This is a genomic window from Lelliottia sp. RD5 (genome assembly GCF_056032945.1).
In genome coordinates this window covers 82,916-101,635 of record NZ_JBVYHQ010000009.1, presented here as the reverse complement: position 1 = coordinate 101,635, position 18,720 = coordinate 82,916, and the positions used below count along the sequence as shown (strand labels likewise).

General features: G+C 54.4%; 14 protein-coding genes. 4 read left to right on the top strand and 10 right to left on the bottom strand.

All coding sequences use genetic code 11. The annotated features are described in order from the left end of the window. Positions 1–38 precede the first annotated feature (38 nt). A complete protein-coding gene (gene hemN / locus AC0LWE_RS20490; protein WP_202668687.1) occupies positions 39–1,412 on the top strand; it encodes an oxygen-independent coproporphyrinogen III oxidase in 1,374 nt (457 codons plus the stop codon). 40 nt (positions 1,413–1,452) lie between these two features. Here hemN and glnG read toward each other — a convergent pair whose 3' ends face one another. From glnG to glnA, 3 genes are all read right to left on the bottom strand, one after another. After that, positions 1,453–2,865, bottom strand: a complete 1,413-nt coding sequence (gene glnG, locus AC0LWE_RS20485; RefSeq protein WP_015961056.1) for a nitrogen regulation protein NR(I) — start codon at positions 2,863–2,865, stop codon at positions 1,453–1,455. A gap of 10 nt (positions 2,866–2,875) precedes the next feature. Continuing rightward, on the bottom strand, positions 2,876–3,925 hold the full coding sequence (gene glnL / locus AC0LWE_RS20480) for a nitrogen regulation protein NR(II) (RefSeq protein WP_059180544.1): 1,050 nt from the start codon (positions 3,923–3,925) through the stop codon (positions 2,876–2,878). 301 nt (positions 3,926–4,226) lie between these two features. Then, a complete protein-coding gene (gene glnA, locus AC0LWE_RS20475; protein WP_015961054.1) occupies positions 4,227–5,636 on the bottom strand; it encodes a glutamate--ammonia ligase in 1,410 nt (469 codons plus the stop codon). Between the two features lie 389 nt (positions 5,637–6,025). On the opposite strand from glnA, the gene typA reads away from it, so the two are divergent. Then, positions 6,026–7,849 carry a ribosome-dependent GTPase TypA gene (gene typA, locus AC0LWE_RS20470; RefSeq protein ID WP_059180545.1) on the top strand — a complete coding sequence of 608 codons (1,824 nt, stop codon included), beginning with the start codon at positions 6,026–6,028 and terminating at the stop codon, positions 7,847–7,849. Between the two features lie 87 nt (positions 7,850–7,936). On the opposite strand, the gene ompL is transcribed toward typA, so the two are convergent. The 7 genes from ompL to yihU all read right to left on the bottom strand — a co-directional run bounded on the left by ompL (position 7,937) and on the right by yihU (position 16,688). Continuing rightward, positions 7,937–8,623, bottom strand: a complete 687-nt coding sequence (gene ompL / locus AC0LWE_RS20465) for a porin OmpL (RefSeq protein WP_174343773.1) — start codon at positions 8,621–8,623, stop codon at positions 7,937–7,939. Between the two features lie 75 nt (positions 8,624–8,698). Then, on the bottom strand, positions 8,699–10,123 hold the full coding sequence (locus tag AC0LWE_RS20460) for an MFS transporter (RefSeq protein WP_202666395.1): 1,425 nt from the start codon (positions 10,121–10,123) through the stop codon (positions 8,699–8,701). A 43-nt stretch (positions 10,124–10,166) separates the two neighbouring features. Further along, positions 10,167–11,549, bottom strand: a complete 1,383-nt coding sequence (locus AC0LWE_RS20455) for an MFS transporter (protein ID WP_219347227.1) — start codon at positions 11,547–11,549, stop codon at positions 10,167–10,169. A gap of 45 nt (positions 11,550–11,594) precedes the next feature. Next, complete coding sequence (locus tag AC0LWE_RS20450) at positions 11,595–13,619, bottom strand: alpha-glucosidase (protein WP_219347228.1); 2,025 nt, start codon at positions 13,617–13,619, stop codon at positions 11,595–11,597. A gap of 27 nt (positions 13,620–13,646) precedes the next feature. Continuing rightward, positions 13,647–14,888 carry a sulfoquinovose isomerase gene (gene yihS, locus AC0LWE_RS20445; RefSeq protein WP_059180550.1) on the bottom strand — a complete coding sequence of 414 codons (1,242 nt, stop codon included), beginning with the start codon at positions 14,886–14,888 and terminating at the stop codon, positions 13,647–13,649. A 14-nt stretch (positions 14,889–14,902) separates the two neighbouring features. Further along, positions 14,903–15,778, bottom strand: coding sequence for a sulfofructosephosphate aldolase (yihT, locus tag AC0LWE_RS20440; RefSeq protein ID WP_219347229.1), 876 nt, complete (start codon positions 15,776–15,778; stop codon positions 14,903–14,905). A gap of 19 nt (positions 15,779–15,797) precedes the next feature. Then, the gene (yihU, locus tag AC0LWE_RS20435; protein ID WP_219347230.1) at positions 15,798–16,688 is read right to left on the bottom strand and encodes a sulfolactaldehyde 3-reductase; all 891 of its coding nucleotides are present in this window, start codon (positions 16,686–16,688) and stop codon (positions 15,798–15,800) included. Between the two features lie 168 nt (positions 16,689–16,856). Between yihU and AC0LWE_RS20430 the strand changes: the two genes are divergently transcribed. Then, the gene (locus tag AC0LWE_RS20430) at positions 16,857–17,753 is read left to right on the top strand and encodes a sugar kinase (RefSeq protein ID WP_219347231.1); all 897 of its coding nucleotides are present in this window, start codon (positions 16,857–16,859) and stop codon (positions 17,751–17,753) included. A 34-nt stretch (positions 17,754–17,787) separates the two neighbouring features. Beyond that, a complete protein-coding gene (locus AC0LWE_RS20425; protein ID WP_202694773.1) occupies positions 17,788–18,588 on the top strand; it encodes a DeoR/GlpR family DNA-binding transcription regulator in 801 nt (266 codons plus the stop codon). Positions 18,589–18,720 lie beyond the last annotated feature (132 nt).

The window sequence follows — 18,720 nt, the reverse complement described above, 5'->3', positions numbered from 1 at the left end:
CGCCGTATACGAATGCGACACCAACGGAAGGAGTGAACATGTCTGTACCGAGCATCGACTGGGATCTGGCCCTGATCCAAAAATATAACTATTCCGGGCCGCGTTATACCTCATATCCGACTGCGCTGGAGTTTGCCGAAACGTTCAGTGAGGCTGATTTCCAGCAGGCGGTGGTGCGTTATCCTGAGCGCCCGCTTTCGCTGTATGTTCACATCCCTTTCTGCCACAAGCTCTGCTATTTTTGCGGCTGTAATAAGATCGTGACTCGCCAGCAGCATAAAGCCGACCACTATCTCGATGCGCTTGAGCAGGAAATTCTGCATCGCGCACCGCTTTTTGCTGGCCGTCATGTGAGCCAGCTGCACTGGGGCGGTGGTACACCGACCTATCTGAACAAAGCGCAAATCAGCCGTCTGATGGATCTGCTGCGGGCAAACTTCCGGTTCGATGCTGATGCCGAAATTTCTATCGAAGTCGATCCGCGTGAAATTGAGCTGGACGTCCTTGATCACCTGCGGGCGGAAGGTTTTAACCGTCTGAGCATGGGTGTCCAGGACTTCAACAAAGAGGTTCAGCGTCTGGTTAACCGCGAGCAGGATGAAGATTTTATTTTTGCTCTGCTGAACCATGCTCGCGAAATCGGTTTTACCTCAACTAATATTGACCTGATTTATGGCCTGCCGAAGCAGACGCCCGAAAGCTTTGCCTTCACGCTTAAACGAGTAGCAGAACTGAATCCCGATCGCCTGAGCGTCTTTAACTATGCGCATCTGCCAACGCTGTTTGCGGCGCAACGTAAAATTAAAGATGCCGATCTGCCGTCCGCGCAGCAGAAGCTCGATATCCTGCAAGAAACCATCACGTCACTGACGGAAACAGGCTATCAGTTTATCGGTATGGATCACTTTGCCCGCCCGGATGACGAGCTAGCGGTTGCCCAACGCGAAGGCATTCTGCATCGTAATTTCCAGGGCTACACCACTCAGGGCGACAGTGACTTGCTGGGCATGGGCGTCTCTGCCATCAGTATGATCGGCGACTGCTATGCGCAAAACCAGAAAGAGCTGAAGCAGTATTATCAGCAGGTGGATGACTTCGGGAATGCGCTGTGGCGCGGGATTGCGTTAACGCGCGACGATTGTATTCGCCGTGACGTTATTAAGGCGCTTATCTGTAACTTCCGCCTCGATTTTGAGCCGGTAGAAGCGCAATGGGATCTGAAATTTGCAGACTATTTTGCCGAAGATTTACAGCTGCTCGCCCCGCTGGCGAAAGATGGGCTGGTGGATGTGACGGACAAAGAGATTCAGGTGACGCCGAAAGGGCGCTTATTAATTCGTAATATCTGCATGTGTTTTGACGCCTATTTGCGCCAGAAGGCAAGGCTGCAACAGTTCTCAAGGGTCATTTAAGTAAAAAAACGGAGGCTCAAGCCTCCGGTTTTAGCTGTACTTACTCCATTCCCAACTCTTTCAGCTTGCGGGTCAGGGTATTTCGCCCCCAACCCAGCAGTCGCGCTGCTTCCTGCTTGTGCCCTTGCGTGTGGCGAAGCGCGGTCGTCAGCAACGTACGCTCCATCTCTGGCTGTGCTTCTGACAGTAAATTTTGATGACCGGAACGCAGTGCGCGATCCGCCCATTGCGCCAGAAGTGTCGCCCAGCTGTCGGGCAATGACTGCCCGTTGCTGCTCTCTGGCGCCGTCGCTTCAAACAACTCACTCGGTAAATCCTGGATCAACACTTCCTGACCGGCTGCCATCACGGTCAGCCAGCGGCAGGTGTTTTCAAGCTGGCGCACGTTTCCGGGCCAGGCCAGGCGAGTTAATGCGGCATCTGTCTCCGGATGCAGGAGTTTGGCTTCCACGCCCAATTCGCGGGCGGCAACCTGCAAAAAGTGACGTGCCAGGCGGGGAATATCTTCACGGCGCTCACGCAGCGGCGGCAGATGAACGCGGATAACGTTCAGGCGGTGGAACAAATCCTCACGGAATTTGCCTTCCTGCACACGCTGCTCCAGGTTCTGGTGTGTCGCGGCGATAATGCGCACGTCCACTTTCACCGGCGCGTATCCACCGACGCGATAGAACTGACCATCCGCTAAAACGCGAAGCAGACGAGTCTGCACATCCATCGGCATATCACCGATTTCATCGAGGAACAGCGTCCCGCCATCGGCCTGCTCAAAGCGTCCCTGACGAACGGTGTTCGCGCCGGTAAAGGCCCCTTTCTCGTGGCCAAAAAGTTCCGACTCAATTAAGTCTTTTGGAATCGCCGCCATATTCAGCGCGATAAACGGCGCTTTCGCACGCGGACTGTGGCGGTGCAGGGCGTGAGCAACCAGCTCTTTACCGGTCCCGGACTCACCGTTAATCAGGACGCTAATGGATGAGCGCGACAAACGCCCGATGATGCGAAAGACATCCTGCATGGCAGGTGCTTCGCCAATAATATCGGTCGTTGGCCCAAAGACTGGCGCATTGCGCGGCTGCTGCTGTTCCTGATAATGACTGATCGCGCGCTCAACCAGAGCCACCGCTTCGTCAATATCAAACGGCTTGGGCAAATAATCAAACGCACCCTGCTGGTACGCGCTCACGGCCGCATCCAGATCGGAATGAGCGGTCATTATGATGACCGGCAACATCGGGTGACGCTGTTTGATTTGCTTCAGTAACGCAAGCCCGTCCATTCCCGGCATGCGAATATCAGAAAGCAGCACGTCCGGGGTTTTGGTGATGAGCGCGTCGAGCACTTCGCTACCGCTTTCAAAGGTGGTGCAGTTTAATCCTGCTCCGGTAAGCGCGCGTTCGAGCACCCAGCGTATGGAACTATCATCATCGACTACCCAGACTATCCCTCGTTGCATCGTCGTCACCTTATTTTTTTATTGGCAGGTAAACCGAAAACTCGGTATGACCCGGCCAACTGGTAAATTCAATTTTGCCGGAGTGTTGGTCGATCAAATTGCGGGCAATGGACAACCCAAGCCCGGTGCCGCCTTCGCGGCCGCTCACCATCGGGTAGAAAAGCGTATCCTGAAGATGCGACGGAATACCCGGCCCGTTGTCTTCAACGTCGATTCTCGCCGCCAGGCGATAGCGCACGCCGTGCAGCGTCAACTGGAATGCCGTGCGGGTACGCAGGATAATTTCGCCGCCTTCGGGGCCGAGGGCCTGTAGGGCATTGCGCACGATATTGAGCAGAACTTGCTCAACCTGGTCGGGGTCATGCGGCAATTCCGGCAGGCTCGGATCGTAATCGCGAATCAGTTTGACGTTCGGCGGGAGCTCCATCGACACCAGCTTCACGACCCGCTCCGCCACTTTATGAATACTTTCCGTCACGTGCATACCCGGCTGCTGCGGCCCAAGTAATCGGTCAACCAGATTGCGCAGGCGATCGGCCTGTTCAATGATGACGTTGGTATATTCCGCCAGCGCAGGGTCCGGCAGCGCTTTGGTTAACAGCTGCGCTGCACCCCGTAAACCGCCTAACGGGTTTTTGATTTCATGGGCAAGGCCTCTCACCAGATCGCGTGCAGCAATCTGCTGTGCATGCTGAAGCTGTTCCTGGCTGAGCCGACGCAGATTATCCATCGGCGCCATTTCCAGTAAAATCAGGCCGTCCGGCAAGCGTTGCGCTGTTAACGAGAGAATATGCGAGCGTCCGTCGATCACCAGGGTCACTTCGTTATCGGTAAATCCCTGACCCGCAGCCAAACTTTCCTGCATCAACGGGATATTCAGCGAAAAATAACTCAACAGTTCCGGCAAGGGTGTGCCGAATAATTTGCGTGAGCTTTGGGCGAGCAGCTGCTGCGCCGCAGGGTTGGCGTAATGGACCGCCAGCTCATCATCGACAAGTAAGATGCTGTTGATTAAAGAATTGAGGATCTGCCCAGCATCGGGCAGCGCGCCAGTTGCCATTCAGCAGTCTCCTGGAGTAGGTGCACTAATTTAGTGCAGTATAGCTTTTTCGTTGTAAAAAGCGCGTCAGATCAGTCTGTTGGTGGAGAAAAAAGCCCATCCGAAGATGGGCTGAAAGTTTCCACGGCAACAAAAATCTTCTCGCGTTTTTCTCGCCGCAACGGCGTTGGCCGCCTTTGCTCACCCCAGTCACATCGTTATCTATGCGCCTGGGGATGTATGAGAGGCATTCTGCCTCTCACCAGCTGCCGCCTTGTTGCGACAAGAAATCCACCGAGTATTTATTTCTTACGAGTATTTCTTAAACGCTGTAGTACAGCTCGAACTCAACCGGGTGTGGAGTCATGCGTACGCGGTCGTTCTCTTCGATACGCAGGCCGATGTAAGCATCGATTGCATCGTCAGTGAACACGCCGCCAGCCGTCAGGAACTCGCGGTCAGCGTCCAGCGCGTTCAGTGCTTCTTCCAGAGAACCGGCAACCTGTGGGATCTCTTTCGCTTCTTCTGGCGGCAGGTCATACAGGTTTTTATCCATGGCTTCGCCTGGATGGATTTTGTTCTTAATGCCGTCCAGACCCGCCATCAGCAGCGCTGCGAAGCACAGGTATGGGTTAGCCGCTGGATCCGGGAAACGCACTTCGATACGACGTGCTTTCGGAGATGCCACCACTGGGATACGGATAGAAGCAGAACGGTTACGTGCGGAGTAAGCCAGCATAACAGGGGCTTCATAACCCGGGACCAGACGCTTGTAGGAGTTGGTCGTTGGGTTTGCCAGGGCGTTAATCGCTTTAGCGTGCTTGATAACACCGCCGATGTAGAACAGCGCCTGCTCTGACAGACCCGCATATTTGTCACCAGAGAACAGGTTTACGCCGTTCTTGGACAAGGACATGTGGCAGTGCATACCGGAACCGTTGTCGCCAAACATTGGTTTTGGCATAAAGGTCGCGGTTTTGCCGAAGCGGTGAGCAACGTTGTGCACCACATATTTGTAGATCTGAATTTCATCCGCTTTTTTGGTCATGGTGTTAAAGCGGGTCGCGATTTCGTTCTGGCCCGCAGTGGCCACTTCGTGGTGGTGAGCTTCAACCACCAGGCCCATCTCTTCCATGATCAGACACATGGTAGAGCGGATGTCCTGTGAAGAATCGACCGGAGGAACCGGGAAGTAACCGCCTTTCACGCCAGGACGGTGACCTTTGTTGCCACCTTCGTATTTGGTGGAGGAGTTCCATGCGCCTTCGATATCATCGATAGCGACGTGGGAACCGGAAATGGACGCACCAAAACGAATGTCGTCGAACAGGAAGAATTCTGGCTCTGGCCCAAACAGAACGGTGTCTGCAATGCCAGTAGAGCGCAGGTACTCTTCAGCGCGTTTAGCGATGGAGCGTGGGTCGCGATCGTAGCCCTGCAGCGTGCCTGGCTCAAGAATGTCGCAACGGATAATCAGGGTAGACTCTTCGTAGAACGGGTCAATGAGCGCAGTCGTTGAATCTGGCATCAGTACCATGTCGGATTCGTTAATGCCTTTCCAGCCACCGATAGAGGAGCCGTCAAACATTTTGCCTTCTTCGAAGAATTCGGCATTTACCTGGTGAGCAGGAATTGTGACGTGCTGTTCTTTGCCTTTGGTATCGGTGAAGCGCAGATCAACAAACTTCACTTCATGTTCGTTCAGCATCGTCAAAACGTGTTCAGCGGACATACTTAACTCTCCCGGATTGGTCATTGTCGTCGTGGTAACGAGGTCTTCAATTCTGTTTAAGGCTGGCGCCGTCGCCATCTTTTTGCCGTATTTTTATAAAGCGAAATCTGTGCCAACTTTCAAATTACCCCCAAAAGGCGTTATCATGCACACCATAGTGCAAACGACCTGCACCACGAACGTCACATTGCACCATTATAGTGCTTCAATGTGAACATTGAGCACCATAATGGTGCGATTTCCGTTAAAGTGCACTTTTTACGCTGCGTGAAAGCGATCACAAAGCAACTCTGCAATACTTGTTTGCGGAGGATGTTTGTGATCCTGTTTAGTCCTGCGATTAATCCGTGTACAATAACGCGCTATTTCTAAATGCCTGAGGCAAAGTTGTGATCGAAAATCTGCGTAATATCGCCATCATCGCGCACGTTGACCATGGTAAAACTACCCTGGTTGACAAGCTGCTACAGCAATCCGGTACTTTCAGCAATGAACGTGCAGAAGCCACCGAACGCGTGATGGACTCCAACGATTTGGAGAAAGAGCGTGGGATTACCATCCTCGCTAAAAACACCGCTATCAAATGGAATGACTACCGTATCAACATCGTTGATACCCCAGGGCACGCCGACTTCGGTGGTGAAGTTGAACGTGTGATGTCCATGGTAGACTCCGTTCTGCTGGTCGTTGACGCAATGGATGGCCCAATGCCGCAGACGCGCTTCGTAACCAAAAAGGCATTTGCCCATGGTTTGAAGCCAATCGTGGTTATCAACAAAGTTGACCGTCCTGGCGCGCGTCCTGACTGGGTTGTGGATCAGGTCTTCGACCTGTTCGTAAACCTGGATGCAAGCGACGAGCAACTCGATTTCCCAATCATCTATGCATCAGCATTGATGGGTATCGCGGGCAACGACCACACTGATATGGCGGAAGACATGACCCCGCTGTACCAGGCTATCGTTGACCACGTTAAAGCACCGAGCGTTGATCTTGACGGTCCGTTCCAGATGCAAATCTCCCAGCTGGATTACAACAACTACGTTGGCGTAATCGGCATCGGTCGTATCAAACGTGGCCGTGTTAAACCTAACCAGCAGATCACTCTGATCGACAGCGAAGGTAAAACACGTAACGGTAAAGTGGGTAAAGTTCTGACTCACCTCGGTCTGGAGCGTATTGAATCCACCGAAGCTGAAGCGGGCGATATCATCGCGATCACCGGTCTGGGCGAACTGAACATCTCCGACACCCTTTGCGATCCGCAAAATGTCGAAGCGCTGCCAGCGCTGTCTGTTGATGAACCAACAGTCACCATGTTCTTCAACGTCAACACCTCTCCGTTCTGTGGCAAAGAAGGTAAATATGTTACCTCTCGTCAGATTCTTGACCGCCTGAACAAAGAGCTGGTGCACAACGTGGCACTGCGTGTTGAAGAAACCGAAGATGCGGACGCGTTCCGTGTATCCGGTCGTGGTGAGCTGCACCTGTCTGTTCTTATCGAAAACATGCGTCGTGAAGGCTTCGAACTGGCTGTGTCCCGTCCGAAAGTTATCAACCGTATGATCGATGGCCGTATGCAAGAGCCGTTCGAGAACGTGACGCTGGACATCGAAGAACAGCACCAGGGTTCTGTGATGCAGGCAATGGGCGAGCGTAAGGGCGATGTCAAAGACATGATCCCTGACGGCAAAGGCCGTATTCGTCTGGATTACCTGATCCCGGCACGTGGCCTGATCGGCTTCCGTACCGAGTTCATGACCATGACGTCTGGTACAGGTCTGCTGTACTCCACGTTCAGCCACTACGATGACGTTAAACCGGGTGAAATCGGCCAGCGCCAGAACGGCGTGCTGATCTCTAACGGCCAGGGTAAAGCAGTTGCGTTCGCACTGTTCAGCCTGCAGGATCGCGGTAAGCTGTTCCTGGGTCACGGTGCAGAAGTTTACGAAGGCCAGATCATCGGTATTCACAGTCGTTCTAACGACCTGACTGTAAACTGCCTGACCGGTAAGAAACTGACCAACATGCGTGCTTCCGGTACTGACGAAGCGACCACGCTGGTTCCAGCACTGAAAATGTCTCTTGAGCAGGCTCTGGAATTTATCGATGACGACGAACTGGTAGAAGTTACCCCTACCTCCGTACGTATCCGTAAACGTCACCTGACTGAGAACGACCGTAAACGTGCGGGCCGTGGCAGCAAAGACTAATACGACGCCTGTAAAGACGCCGTATACCGGGTGGGCGTAAGCCTCGCCCGGAACGTAAAAAGCCGCTGATTTCAGCGGCTTTTTTTATTAGAACGAATACCGCAACCCCAGGCGAATGCGGTACTGCTCGCGGTTGTAATCATTCCATCTGTCCAGCCACTGAAGTTCCAGATACGGCATCCAGTTCCGGTCGATTTTATAGCTAAACTTGTTGGTAATTTCCCAGTGATGATCCTTACCGTTTTTACTGTGGTAATCATTCACCCGCTGGAAAAAATGCGGCTCAAAGGTATAGAACAACGAATCGGTTAATTTGAAATTCCAGTAATTGGCAAACTCATGGGTATCGTTTTTATCCATTTCGCCGTTAAAGTCAGGCGTATCATAATTATTATGGTTATAGCGATAACGAAACGTCAGATTAAATGCGTTGGCAAATTTATAATTGGTATCCAGATAAAGGGCACCTCCCGATCCATCTTTATTGTCGTTGATTAACCCGCCGGGCTGAAAAGTGAGTTTAGCCGTCGGTTTAAATAAGGGATACCATCCTTCGATTTCGTTATAGCTGTGCTTAATTTCATCCCATTTCCCCACGTCATAGGCGTTCGTGAACATCAGACCCGCGCCCATATCAAAATTATAACCGGCTCGCAGGATCACCTCATGGCGTTCAGAGGCAGTGTTGTAGGCTTCACGTGTTTCGACATAGGCCCCCGCAAAAGCAGAGCCAGACACAGACGAAACGAGGAGTACTGTCGCTATTTTTTTCATAATTCTTCCATGTGTCAGGTACAGAAAGGCCGCCCCTCCTTATGAACAGGAAGGGAATACCGGCTGGATTTATTGTTATAAAGTGACGGGTGAGGCTTTATTCTCATTATTCAAGGGCGTTACTTCGCCCATTTTATTCTTCCGTTTGCTTATCTCCTTAATAATAAAAGCGAAGCGCGCTTCATTGAGTTTATAAAAAAGTCCCATGGTGATGGCCGCAATAATGGCTAGCCCGCAGGGCCAGAGAAAGATCAGCTGACGTAACCCCAGCAGCGTGCCCGCGCTTTGTACGGCATGCGGAACATAGCCAATCTGCGTGAGCATGATGCCCGGCAGGAAACCGGCAAGCGCGGCGGAAATCTTGCGTGAAAAGGTATACCCGGTATACACCGACCCTTCGGCGCGAATCCCGGTTTTCCACTCGCCATAGTCCACGGTGTCGGGCACCAGCGCCCAGTTCAGGCTGTTGACAAAGGCGGTGCCGAAAAAGGCCATGCAGGAGAAGAGCACAAACGTGGTGGAACTGCTCCCCCAGAAGAAATTCAGCACGTCGCCCACGGCCCACAGCGCCAGCCCGCCTAAATACACCTGTTTCTTACCAAAACGCTTTACCGCGCCGGGCACGAGGAAAACGCCCACCAGAATGCAGCCCATGCTGAAAAATCCCATCCACGACAGCAGATGGATATCGTTCAGCACGTACTGGGTGTAATAGACCTGGATGGCGAGCTTGATGTTAAACGCCGCCAGCGTGCAGAGATTGGCGATGCACAACACCAGCAGTGGGGGATTGCGAAAGATAGCGCAGAAGGATTTTAAAATGCTGGGTTTGTGATGATCGGGCGAAACCTCGACATAGCGTTCCTTCACCCCGCTGTAGCACCACCACATGCAGAACAGCCCGCAGGTCACAAACAGCAGAGCCGCAACGAGGTAGCCCAGCGACGGTTGGCTGACAAAGAGTGCCTGGACAGGCATAAAGCCCACCGTGCACAGCAGCAAGCCCACCGTGGCACCCCCCTGACGCCACGCGGCCAGCTGCGCCCGCTCGTTCGGGTTTTTGGTGATCGCCGGAACCATCGCCCCATAAGAACAGTTCATCAGGCTGTAGAACAACCCGAACAGCATAAACAGAACGGTAGCGAGGGCGGTTTTCACCGTCAGGTTAAAATCATTCGCCACAAACTGCGCCGTCGCCGCCAGCGCGACGGGAACCGAAGCATAGAGAATAAAAGGCCTGAACTTGCCCCGCGCGCCAATGTGACGCCGTGAGTCCAGCAGCACGCCGGTCAACATATCGGTGAAAGCGGTGAAGAACTTGGCGACCAGAAAAATAATACCGCCATAGAAGGCAGGCAGACCCAGCTCATCGGTATAAAACTTCAGCAGATACAGCGTGCCAATACACAGCATCAGGTTAGAGCCAAAATCGCCCATCCCATAGGCGCACTTCTCTCGCAGGCTCAGTTTCAGGGTTAACGGATCAGGAGTGTGATTCATAGTCGATCCTCGTAGCGCCCGTGAGAGCGCTAAGACAGTTCATTCAGGCCGGACGTTTACGCTGTTCTATCTCTTCAACGATGCGTACATACATCTTTTCGTTGAGATTATAGAAACAGCCCATCGCCACGATGGTGATCACCGCGAGGAGGCTGGGGTAGATGAAGATCAGCTGCCGCAACCCTTCAACCGTACCTGCCGACTGCACCACATTCGGTATATAGCCGATTTGCGTCAGCATAATGCCGGGGAAGAAGCCCGCCAGCGCCTGCGACACCTTGCGAAAGAAGGTAAAGCCGGTATAGACCGTCCCTTCCGAACGCACACCGGTACGCCATTCGCCGTACTCGACCGTGTCGGACACCAGCGCCCAGTTCAGGCTATTTACAAACGCAGAACCGAAGAAAGCCAGGCACGAGAACGCAACAAAGCTGACCGAACCGCCGCCAAAGAAGTAGTTAAGAAGATCGCCTGCCACCCAGATCAGCAATCCGCTGATATAGACTTTTTTCTTACCGAAGCGACGCACGGCACCGGGCATCAAAAAGACCCCAATGAAAATGCAGCCCATGCTGAAAAAGCCCATATAGGACAGCAAAATCGGATCGTTAAGGACGTATTGGGTGTAGTAAACCTGAATGGCGAGCTTGACGTTGAACGCGCCCAGGGTACACAGGTTGGCGATGCACAAAATAAACAGCGGTCGGTTACCCGCAATCGCCCGAAACGACTGTAACAGCCCCGGTTTATGCGTCGGGTGCGCCGGCTGTGCCTCCACGTAGCGTTCTTTCACGCCGCGATAGCACCACCACATAAAGAACAGCCCGAACAGCGAGAAGAGGGTCGCGGCAAAGATATACCCGAGCTGGTCGCTCCCCTCGATCAGGTTCATCACCGGAACAAACCCCACGGTACAGAGCAACAGACCCAGCGTCGCGCCGCCCTGTCGCCATGCAGCAAGCGAGGCGCGCTCGTCAGGGTTTTTGGTGATCGCGGGCACCATGGCGCCGTAGGAACAGTTCATCATGCTGAAGAACAAGCCATACAGCATGAACAACACCGTGGCCATCACCGTCTTGCCGGTCACCTCAAACGGCGTGCCGACAAAGTTGGCGATAGCTAACAGCGTCACCGGAAACGCCGCATAAAGCACGAACGGGCGGAACTTGCCTTTTGGCCCGATTTTGCGCCGCGAGTCGAGCATGATACCGGTGCCCATATCGGTGAAGGCGGTAAAGAATTTGGCAATCAAAAAGATAATCCCGCCATACGTGCCCGGTAACCCCAGCACGTCGGTGTAAAACTTCAGCAGGTACAAGGTGCCGATATCTAACAGAATATTGGACCCTAAATCGCCCATTCCGTAGGCGAGTTTTTCTTTAAACGGCAGTCGTAGGGTTGCCGGATCGGATGCATGTTGACTCATTATTATTCTCCGTCTGCCCGCAGGTTTCCCTGCGGGCGAGCCTTATCAGAGTTGACGTAAGCGGCCAAACAGATCGGCCCATTCACTTTGCTCGCGCCAAAAGACCGGGGGTTGGCCGAGAGGCGCAGCAACGGTCACTTCGCCTCCCTGATAGCGCTCTCCGGTCCAGGCATTGACCCAGTTGTCCTGCGGCAGATACAGCGTCCAGTCGCTGCGGCCCTCTTCATACACTGGCGCAACCAGCAGATCGCGGCCAAACAGATACTGATATTTCAGCGTGTAGGTATGGGCATCATCCTCGTAATGCAGGAAGAGCGGGCGCATTACCGGCAGGCCAGATTTGGCGTTCTGGGCTACAGCGTCTTTGATGTAAGGTTTGAGGGTCGTGAAGACGGTGGTCATACGGGCAAAATGGGCGATGGTTTCAGCATCGCTGTCAAACTGCCAGTTATCACCGGGGCGATTGCCTTCGTGGGTGCGCATCATGGGAGTAAAGGCGCTGAAATCGCACCAGCGCAACAGCAGCTCTTTACTGCGTTTCATCTCAAAGAGCGTGGTGTAACCGCCAATGTCGCTATGGTGCAGGCCGTGTCCGGTCATCGCCAGCGACAGCGCCGCCGGGATCACCGAGGCCAGACCATCGTCCAGGCTCCAGTCCACGTTCTGATCGCCTGCCCACATCATCAGGGAGTGTTTCTGGCTGCCGGTGTAACCTGCCCGCATAAAGAACAGGATCTCCCCGAGCTTGCCGGTCTCTTCCAGCGCCTCGTAGTTACATTTTGCCCACAGTGCTGGCCAGGCGTTATGCATGATCTCTGCGCTGACGCCGTTGTGCAGGAAGGTGTCGGTCGGCAGATACTCACCGAAGTCGGCCATCCAGCCACCGCACCCGAGTTCTATTAAATTCTTTTTGATGACCTCTTTGTACCAGGCGTAAGCCTCCGGATTGGTCAGATCAATGACGCCGGCATAGAACTCACCAAACTCAACGTGGTAATCCTTTCCCTCAGCGTCTTTGGTGAGATACCCGCGTTTAGAGGCCTCTTCGCACAAGTCACGGTCGCTGGCGACGTACGGATTGATATACGAAAGGTACTGCACCCCTTCGCGCTTCCACTGCGCAATACGCTCATTCAGCTGCGGATAAAGCTCACTGTTCCACTTCCAGTTCCACATCACGCGCTTGCCGAAAGAGGTCATGCGGATGCCGGACCAGTCCTGCGCCCAAATCCCATTTACCTTCACGCCGCCGTTGCGCAGGGTGTCCAGCTTTTGCTGGCAAATGTCGGTCCCGCCCTGAATCCCCAGCGTCACGCCATCGTAAACCCAGTCTGGCAGTTCAGGCTGACGGCCCAGCAGCCCCGTTAATTTTTCCAGCAGATCGATATACGTTTCTGCACATTCGAAGCGCAGCGTGGCGTTATCTTCCCAGAAGGCCAGTTCGTGGAAATCGGGCGCGCTAAAATCAAAATTCATATAGCAGCTGTTATCAACGTGGCAGTAATACTTTTGCGTGCTGACAAAGGTTGGCTGCGGGAAGAAGGTCCAGTAATAATCGCCGCCCGCATTCTCTTTACAGTCAGCCTGCCAGGTGACATACGTCTGTTTGTTACGCCCCACGCCCTGTTCGCTGGTCCACAGCGGGAAGGGTTTGCCACGCAAATCGAAATACGAGAACTGTTCGCCACAGCCGTAGATGTGATCTTCTGGCTCGGCCGCCAGCCGCAGCCAGATGCGGTTATGGCTGGCGGCATCGTTTTTGAGTTTAATTTCAAGTCGGCCCTGATCGTCTGCCCCGACAAGCAGCGTGGCACTCACCGTATCGCCACGGGTAAAGCGAATCGCCCAGCCGTTTTGCTGGTGGGTGACGGTCGCCTCTGTCAGTGCGATTTTTTCATTCAGCTTATCTTTGATGCTGAAATTACCGCGAAACATCTCGATATCCGCCACACCGGTGCCGATCCACAGGCAGGGCGCTTCATCGGTATGGGCCAAAATCAGCCGGTTTTGCCAGCGTAAGGTAAAGCCATTGTCGAGCGTGGTCAGGTTGACATCATGTAGGGTAGTCATACGATCTCCATCGTTTCGGGAGTATTGTTATTTGGCCTGGCTGTCGAGTAGCCCGGCGGCGACCGCAGGCGCAAGCCCTGGTGCCAGCGGCAGGCGAGGGATCACCAGACAGTGCAAAAGATGGTAGATATCCTGTTTGCCATCCCAGACTTTGGTCGTTACTTCATTGTTGGTATCCAGTTCCTGCCACCATGAGCCGTTTTCGTAATCCATCAGGTACTTGATGCAGTAATCCCACCATTTCTGATACCAGGCTTCGTACTGCGGATCGCCGGTGACGGTATAGAGCGCATAGGCCGTACCCATGGCCTCAACAATCGGCCAGCGCACGCGTTCACGCACAATCGGTTTACCGTCCCAGCCTACGGAATAGACAAACCCGTCGGCGCCATCAGGTGCCCAGGCGTCACGGATCGTGGCGTGGAATAAGCCTTTTGCATCTTCCAGCAGCCATTCCGGTGGGGTTTCAAAGCGTGCTTCCAGCGCGGCGCGCAGATGCAGCATCAGACGGCCCCACTCGATCCAGTGGCCCGGCGTCCCGCCATAGGCACGAAAACGGTGCGCGGGGTTATCCTTGTTGTAATCGCGGATGGGGTTCCAGTGGGTGTCGAAATGCTCATTCACGCGGTACTCACCCTTACGGGCGACGTCGTGAATAATCACTGACGCAATGCGCAGGGCGCGATCGAGCCATTTACGATCGTGCGTCACGTCATAGACGATGAGAAACGCTTCGACCGCGTGCATATTGGCGTTGCCGCCGCGGTAATCCTCGGTTTTGCTGAAGGCTTCGTCCCAGGATTCCAGGCACATTTGTTCCTGTTCGCTCCAGAAGTATTTCTCAATAACGGCGATGGCCTCATCAAGCAGCGGACGCGCCTCAGGGTGACCGGTGGTGACCGCACTGGCGGCCCCTAGCAGGACGAAGAAGTGCTGATAACCCTGTTTGGAGGCATCGACTACACCTTCGTCATTCACGCAGGCGTACCAGCCGCCGTACTGCTGGTCGCGCAGCGCGCCGTTCAGGGTTTTAATGCCATGATCGACCAGCGCATACGCGCCGGGGCGGCCCATTCCGGCGGCGACCGCATACACGTGCAGCATGCGGGCGGTGATCCACAGATGCGTGCCCATATCGCTTCGCACCTGACCGTTATTGCCCAGCCAGCCAAACCCGGTCGGGACGGCGGCGTTTTTACCAAAATCCAGAATGCGATCGGTCTCTTGTTCCAGCCAGCGGTTGTGGCTGAGAGTGTTAAACCATTTCATGTTCATGTCCTTTTCTAGCGGCGAGCCATCATTTCGTCGACGATTTCGCCCAATCGCTGCAGTTTCGGCACAGAAATATCGCGCAGCATCAGCTCGGTATCCGGCAGACCCACGACGGAAGACCACACGGCTCGTCCGGCGAGGAAGCCAGACGCCCCTGCCTGCATTGCCACACTCACCGCGCGCGGGAACAGCTTCTCATCGACACCGGACGAGAGAATCACCCACGGCATGTTGATCTGCTCATTCAGCTTTTGCGAGGCGTTGAGCAGGGTTTGCTGTGTGCCTTTGCCGTAAAGCGGCATCTCGACTTTGTAGAGATCTGCGCCGCTGTCACCCAGCTCTTTTGCCGCTTCAATAATGGCCTTCTCGCGGTCAAAAACATCACCCCGACGCGGTGGGCGCACAACGGGTTCGATAATGCTGAGCAAGCCATTCGCGTGGCAAAGCTGGTTAAAATTACGCACCATCTCCAGGCGTTGCGCGGGATCTTCGTCGTTGCGCCACAGCACCAGCAGCTTGAGCGCTTTGCCGCCATCGCGTTTTACCGCTTGTGCATCAACACCGTTATCAATCACCACGCTGTCGACCGGAATACCATTGCCCGGAATAAATTCGTCTGCGGCGACAATCATGGCGCAGCTTTTTGCTATCGCGTTTTGTTCCACGATCTGGTGGTAGCAGAATTGCTGATCGACCAGAATCGCCGAGGCATAGGGTGACAGAATCTTTGCTGCGTTCACTTTGAAATCGGTTAAATGCCGATCGGTCACCGGTGCAGGCACACCCGCAGCGGCAAACATCAGGCGCATCGCTTCACGCTGATCGACCGCCAGCATGGAAAAACCGCCGGAAGGTCGGGTGATATCTTTCAGGGTGTACGTCGTCATGCAATAGTCCTTTTCTTCATCAGTGTTGGTTGTTCAGCCCGGCAGATGCGCGAACTTGTTCAAGAATGGCGGTCCAGTCTTCGCGACCGCGCCCGGCGGCACGCGCCTGGTTATAAACTTCACGAGAGGCCGCGCCCAGCGGCATGGGAACGTGCAGCTGATTAGCCACGTCCAGAGCGATGCCCAGATCTTTATGCGCGAGGTCGATCATGAACGCTGGCGAAAGATCGCCTTTCAGCACTTTGTTCGGCCACGAGGTGGTGAAATGCCCTTTGCCCGCCGGCGTGCCGCTCATGACCTTAAGGGCCACATCGAAGGAGAGACCCAGCGCTTCGCACAGCACGGCGGCCTCGGCGGATAACGCGTTCAGGGCAATACTCATGTAGTTATTGATAAGCTTCACGCGGATGCCCATCCCCGGGCCGCCTGCCTCGATTAACTCGTTCCCCATCGCCATCAGCACCGGGGTGGCGCGTTCAACCTGCTGCGACGTACCGCCTGCCAGCAGCAGCAGCGTTCCGGCGATTGCATGATCGGATGTCCGGCCAACAGGCGCGTCCATCATGCTAAAACCACGCTCGACCATCTCAGCGATGAGGTTGTCGGTTTGCAGCGGATGAATGGTCGACATATCAATGACCAGTGCATCACGGGATAAGCCGTCGCAAACCCCGTTCTCACCGAATAACACGGCACGGACCAGATCGCCGTTTGGCAGCATCGTGATGATAAATTCCGCCCCTCTGGCGGCATCGGCAGGCGTTTCGGCAGACGCCGCACCTTTTTCGACCAACGCCTGAACCGCCTGCGGGTTAACGTCATAAACGTGAAGCTGATGACCCTGTTTGAGCAAATTGTTCGCCATCGGCGCGCCCATTTGTCCCAGACCAATAAATGCAATCACTGACATGCCTCTCTCCTGCTAATGCGTTATTGTCACAGTTTGTCTATTCGTGAGCGTTTGTGGTGTCTGTTTTTGATCGTATTTGTAATTTATAGTCAAAAAATAGACATGGGTCACTTTTTAAACATTTGATGAAATTAAAATGGTCACATCCAATTGAGGGAAGGAATCACCATGGCTCGAATCGCTTGTGTTGGCATCACCGTGCTGGATCGCATCTGGTATCTCGCTGATTTACCCAAAGAGGGAGGCAAATATGTGGCAAACAATTACACGGAAGTGGGCGGTGGTCCGGCGGCCACTGCGGCGGTGGCTGCGGCGAAACTGGGGGCCAACGTGGACTTTATTGGGCGGGTGGGCGATGACGATACCGGCAGTCGGCTCCTCGCGGAGCTGGAGTCCCTGGGAGTAAATACGCGCTTTACCCGGATTTTTAAGGGCGCGCGCTCTTCGCAATCGGCGGTGCTGGTCGATGCCAGCGGCGAACGGATTATTGCCAACTACCCGAGCCCCGATCTCCCGGCGGAAGCGGACTGGTTGCAGGATATCGACTTTTCACAGTGGGATGTGGTGCTGGCAGACGTACGCTGGCATGACGGCGCAAAACAGGCATTAACCCTGGCTCGTCAGCAAGGGGTTACAACGGTTCTGGATGCGGATATCACCCCGCAGGATATTGCCGATCTGGTGGCCTTAAGCGATCACGCCGCCTTTTCCGCCCCGGGCCTGCAGCGTATGACGCAAATCGCCGAGGCTGAAAGCGCCCTGAAAAAAGCACAAACGCTCACAAATGGACATGTGTACGTCACGCAGGGCAAAGACGGTTGTTATTGGCTTGAAAAGGGGGCACTGAGCCATCTGCCGGCTTTTCAGATCGACGTCGTGGATACCACTGGAGCAGGGGATGTTTTTCACGGTGCACTGGCGGTGGGACTGGCGCAGAATCAGCCCGCACAGGAAGCGGTGCGCTTCGCCAGCGCCGTCGCGGCATTAAAATGCACCCGCCCCGGCGGACGGGCGGGAATCCCCGACTGTGATCAAACCCGCTCTTTCTTGTCACTTTTTGTATAAAATGCGGGGCGTGATGGTTTTCAGAGGACAGCCCATGAGCCTTACCGAAATGACCGGTAATCCACGGCACGATCAATTGCTCACATTGATCGCCGATCGTGGCTACATGAACATTGATGAACTGGCGCAACTGCTGGATGTCTCAACGCAAACGGTGCGGCGTGATATTCGCAAGCTCAGCGAGCAAGGATTGATTACGCGCCATCACGGCGGCGCGGGGCGTGCGTCGAGTGTGGTGAATACGGCGTTTGAACAGCGTGAAGTCTCTCTGACGGAGGAGAAACGGGCAATCGCCGAAGCCATTGCTGATTATATCCCGGACGGTTCGACGATTTTCATCACCATTGGTACCACGGTGGAACATGTGGCGCGCGCCCTGCTGAATCACAACCATCTGCGCATTATCACTAACAGTCTGCGGGTGGCGCATATTCTCTACAAAAATCCGCGTTTTGAAGTGATGGTGCCGGGCGGAACGTTGCGTGCGCATAACGGCGGCATTATTGGCCCTGCTGCCACGGCTTTTGTCTCAGGTTTTCGGGCAGATTACCTGGTGACCAGCGTCGGAGCCATTGAACCCGACGGGGCAATGATGGAGTTTGACGTCAATGAAGCCAGCGTCGTAAAAACGATGATCGCCCACGCCCGGCATGTTTTACTGGCGGCCGATCATACAAAATATCAGGCCTCCGCCGCCGTTGAGATCGGTAACGTCGCCCAGGCGACCGCGTTGTTTACCGATGAGGTTCCCGGCACCGCATTGCAATCCCTTCTCAGAAACAGCCATGTTGAGCTGGTCGAAGTCAGCTCCAGCGACGAACAGCAGGCAGGCTAATCTCCCTGACAGGCAGACCCGGTCCACACCGCACCGGGTTTTTTGCTCTCTTTCTCTAAGCTGAATCTGGCGCATAGCCAAAGCTTATCTTTCCCGCTACAGTTATTTCTCCACGGAGCGAAGGGGATAAAC

Bases quoted from the DNA above. Each gene is read 5' to 3' on its own strand.
- hemN (WP_202668687.1), top strand. From the start codon at position 39: ATGTCTGTACCGAGCATCGACTGGGATCTGGCCCTGATCCAAAAATAT.
- glnG (WP_015961056.1), bottom strand. From the start codon at position 2,865: ATGCAACGAGGGATAGTCTGGGTAGTCGATGATGATAGTTCCATACGC.
- glnL (WP_059180544.1), bottom strand. From the start codon at position 3,925: ATGGCAACTGGCGCGCTGCCCGATGCTGGGCAGATCCTCAATTCTTTA.
- glnA (WP_015961054.1), bottom strand. From the start codon at position 5,636: ATGTCCGCTGAACACGTTTTGACGATGCTGAACGAACATGAAGTGAAG.
- ompL (WP_174343773.1), bottom strand. From the start codon at position 8,623: ATGAAAAAAATAGCGACAGTACTCCTCGTTTCGTCTGTGTCTGGCTCT.
- AC0LWE_RS20460 (WP_202666395.1), bottom strand. From the start codon at position 10,123: ATGAATCACACTCCTGATCCGTTAACCCTGAAACTGAGCCTGCGAGAG.
- AC0LWE_RS20455 (WP_219347227.1), bottom strand. From the start codon at position 11,549: ATGAGTCAACATGCATCCGATCCGGCAACCCTACGACTGCCGTTTAAA.
- AC0LWE_RS20450 (WP_219347228.1), bottom strand. From the start codon at position 13,619: ATGACTACCCTACATGATGTCAACCTGACCACGCTCGACAATGGCTTT.
- yihS (WP_059180550.1), bottom strand. From the start codon at position 14,888: ATGAAATGGTTTAACACTCTCAGCCACAACCGCTGGCTGGAACAAGAG.
- yihT (WP_219347229.1), bottom strand. From the start codon at position 15,778: ATGACGACGTACACCCTGAAAGATATCACCCGACCTTCCGGCGGTTTT.
- yihU (WP_219347230.1), bottom strand. From the start codon at position 16,688: ATGTCAGTGATTGCATTTATTGGTCTGGGACAAATGGGCGCGCCGATG.
- AC0LWE_RS20430 (WP_219347231.1), top strand. From the start codon at position 16,857: ATGGCTCGAATCGCTTGTGTTGGCATCACCGTGCTGGATCGCATCTGG.
- AC0LWE_RS20425 (WP_202694773.1), top strand. From the start codon at position 17,788: ATGAGCCTTACCGAAATGACCGGTAATCCACGGCACGATCAATTGCTC.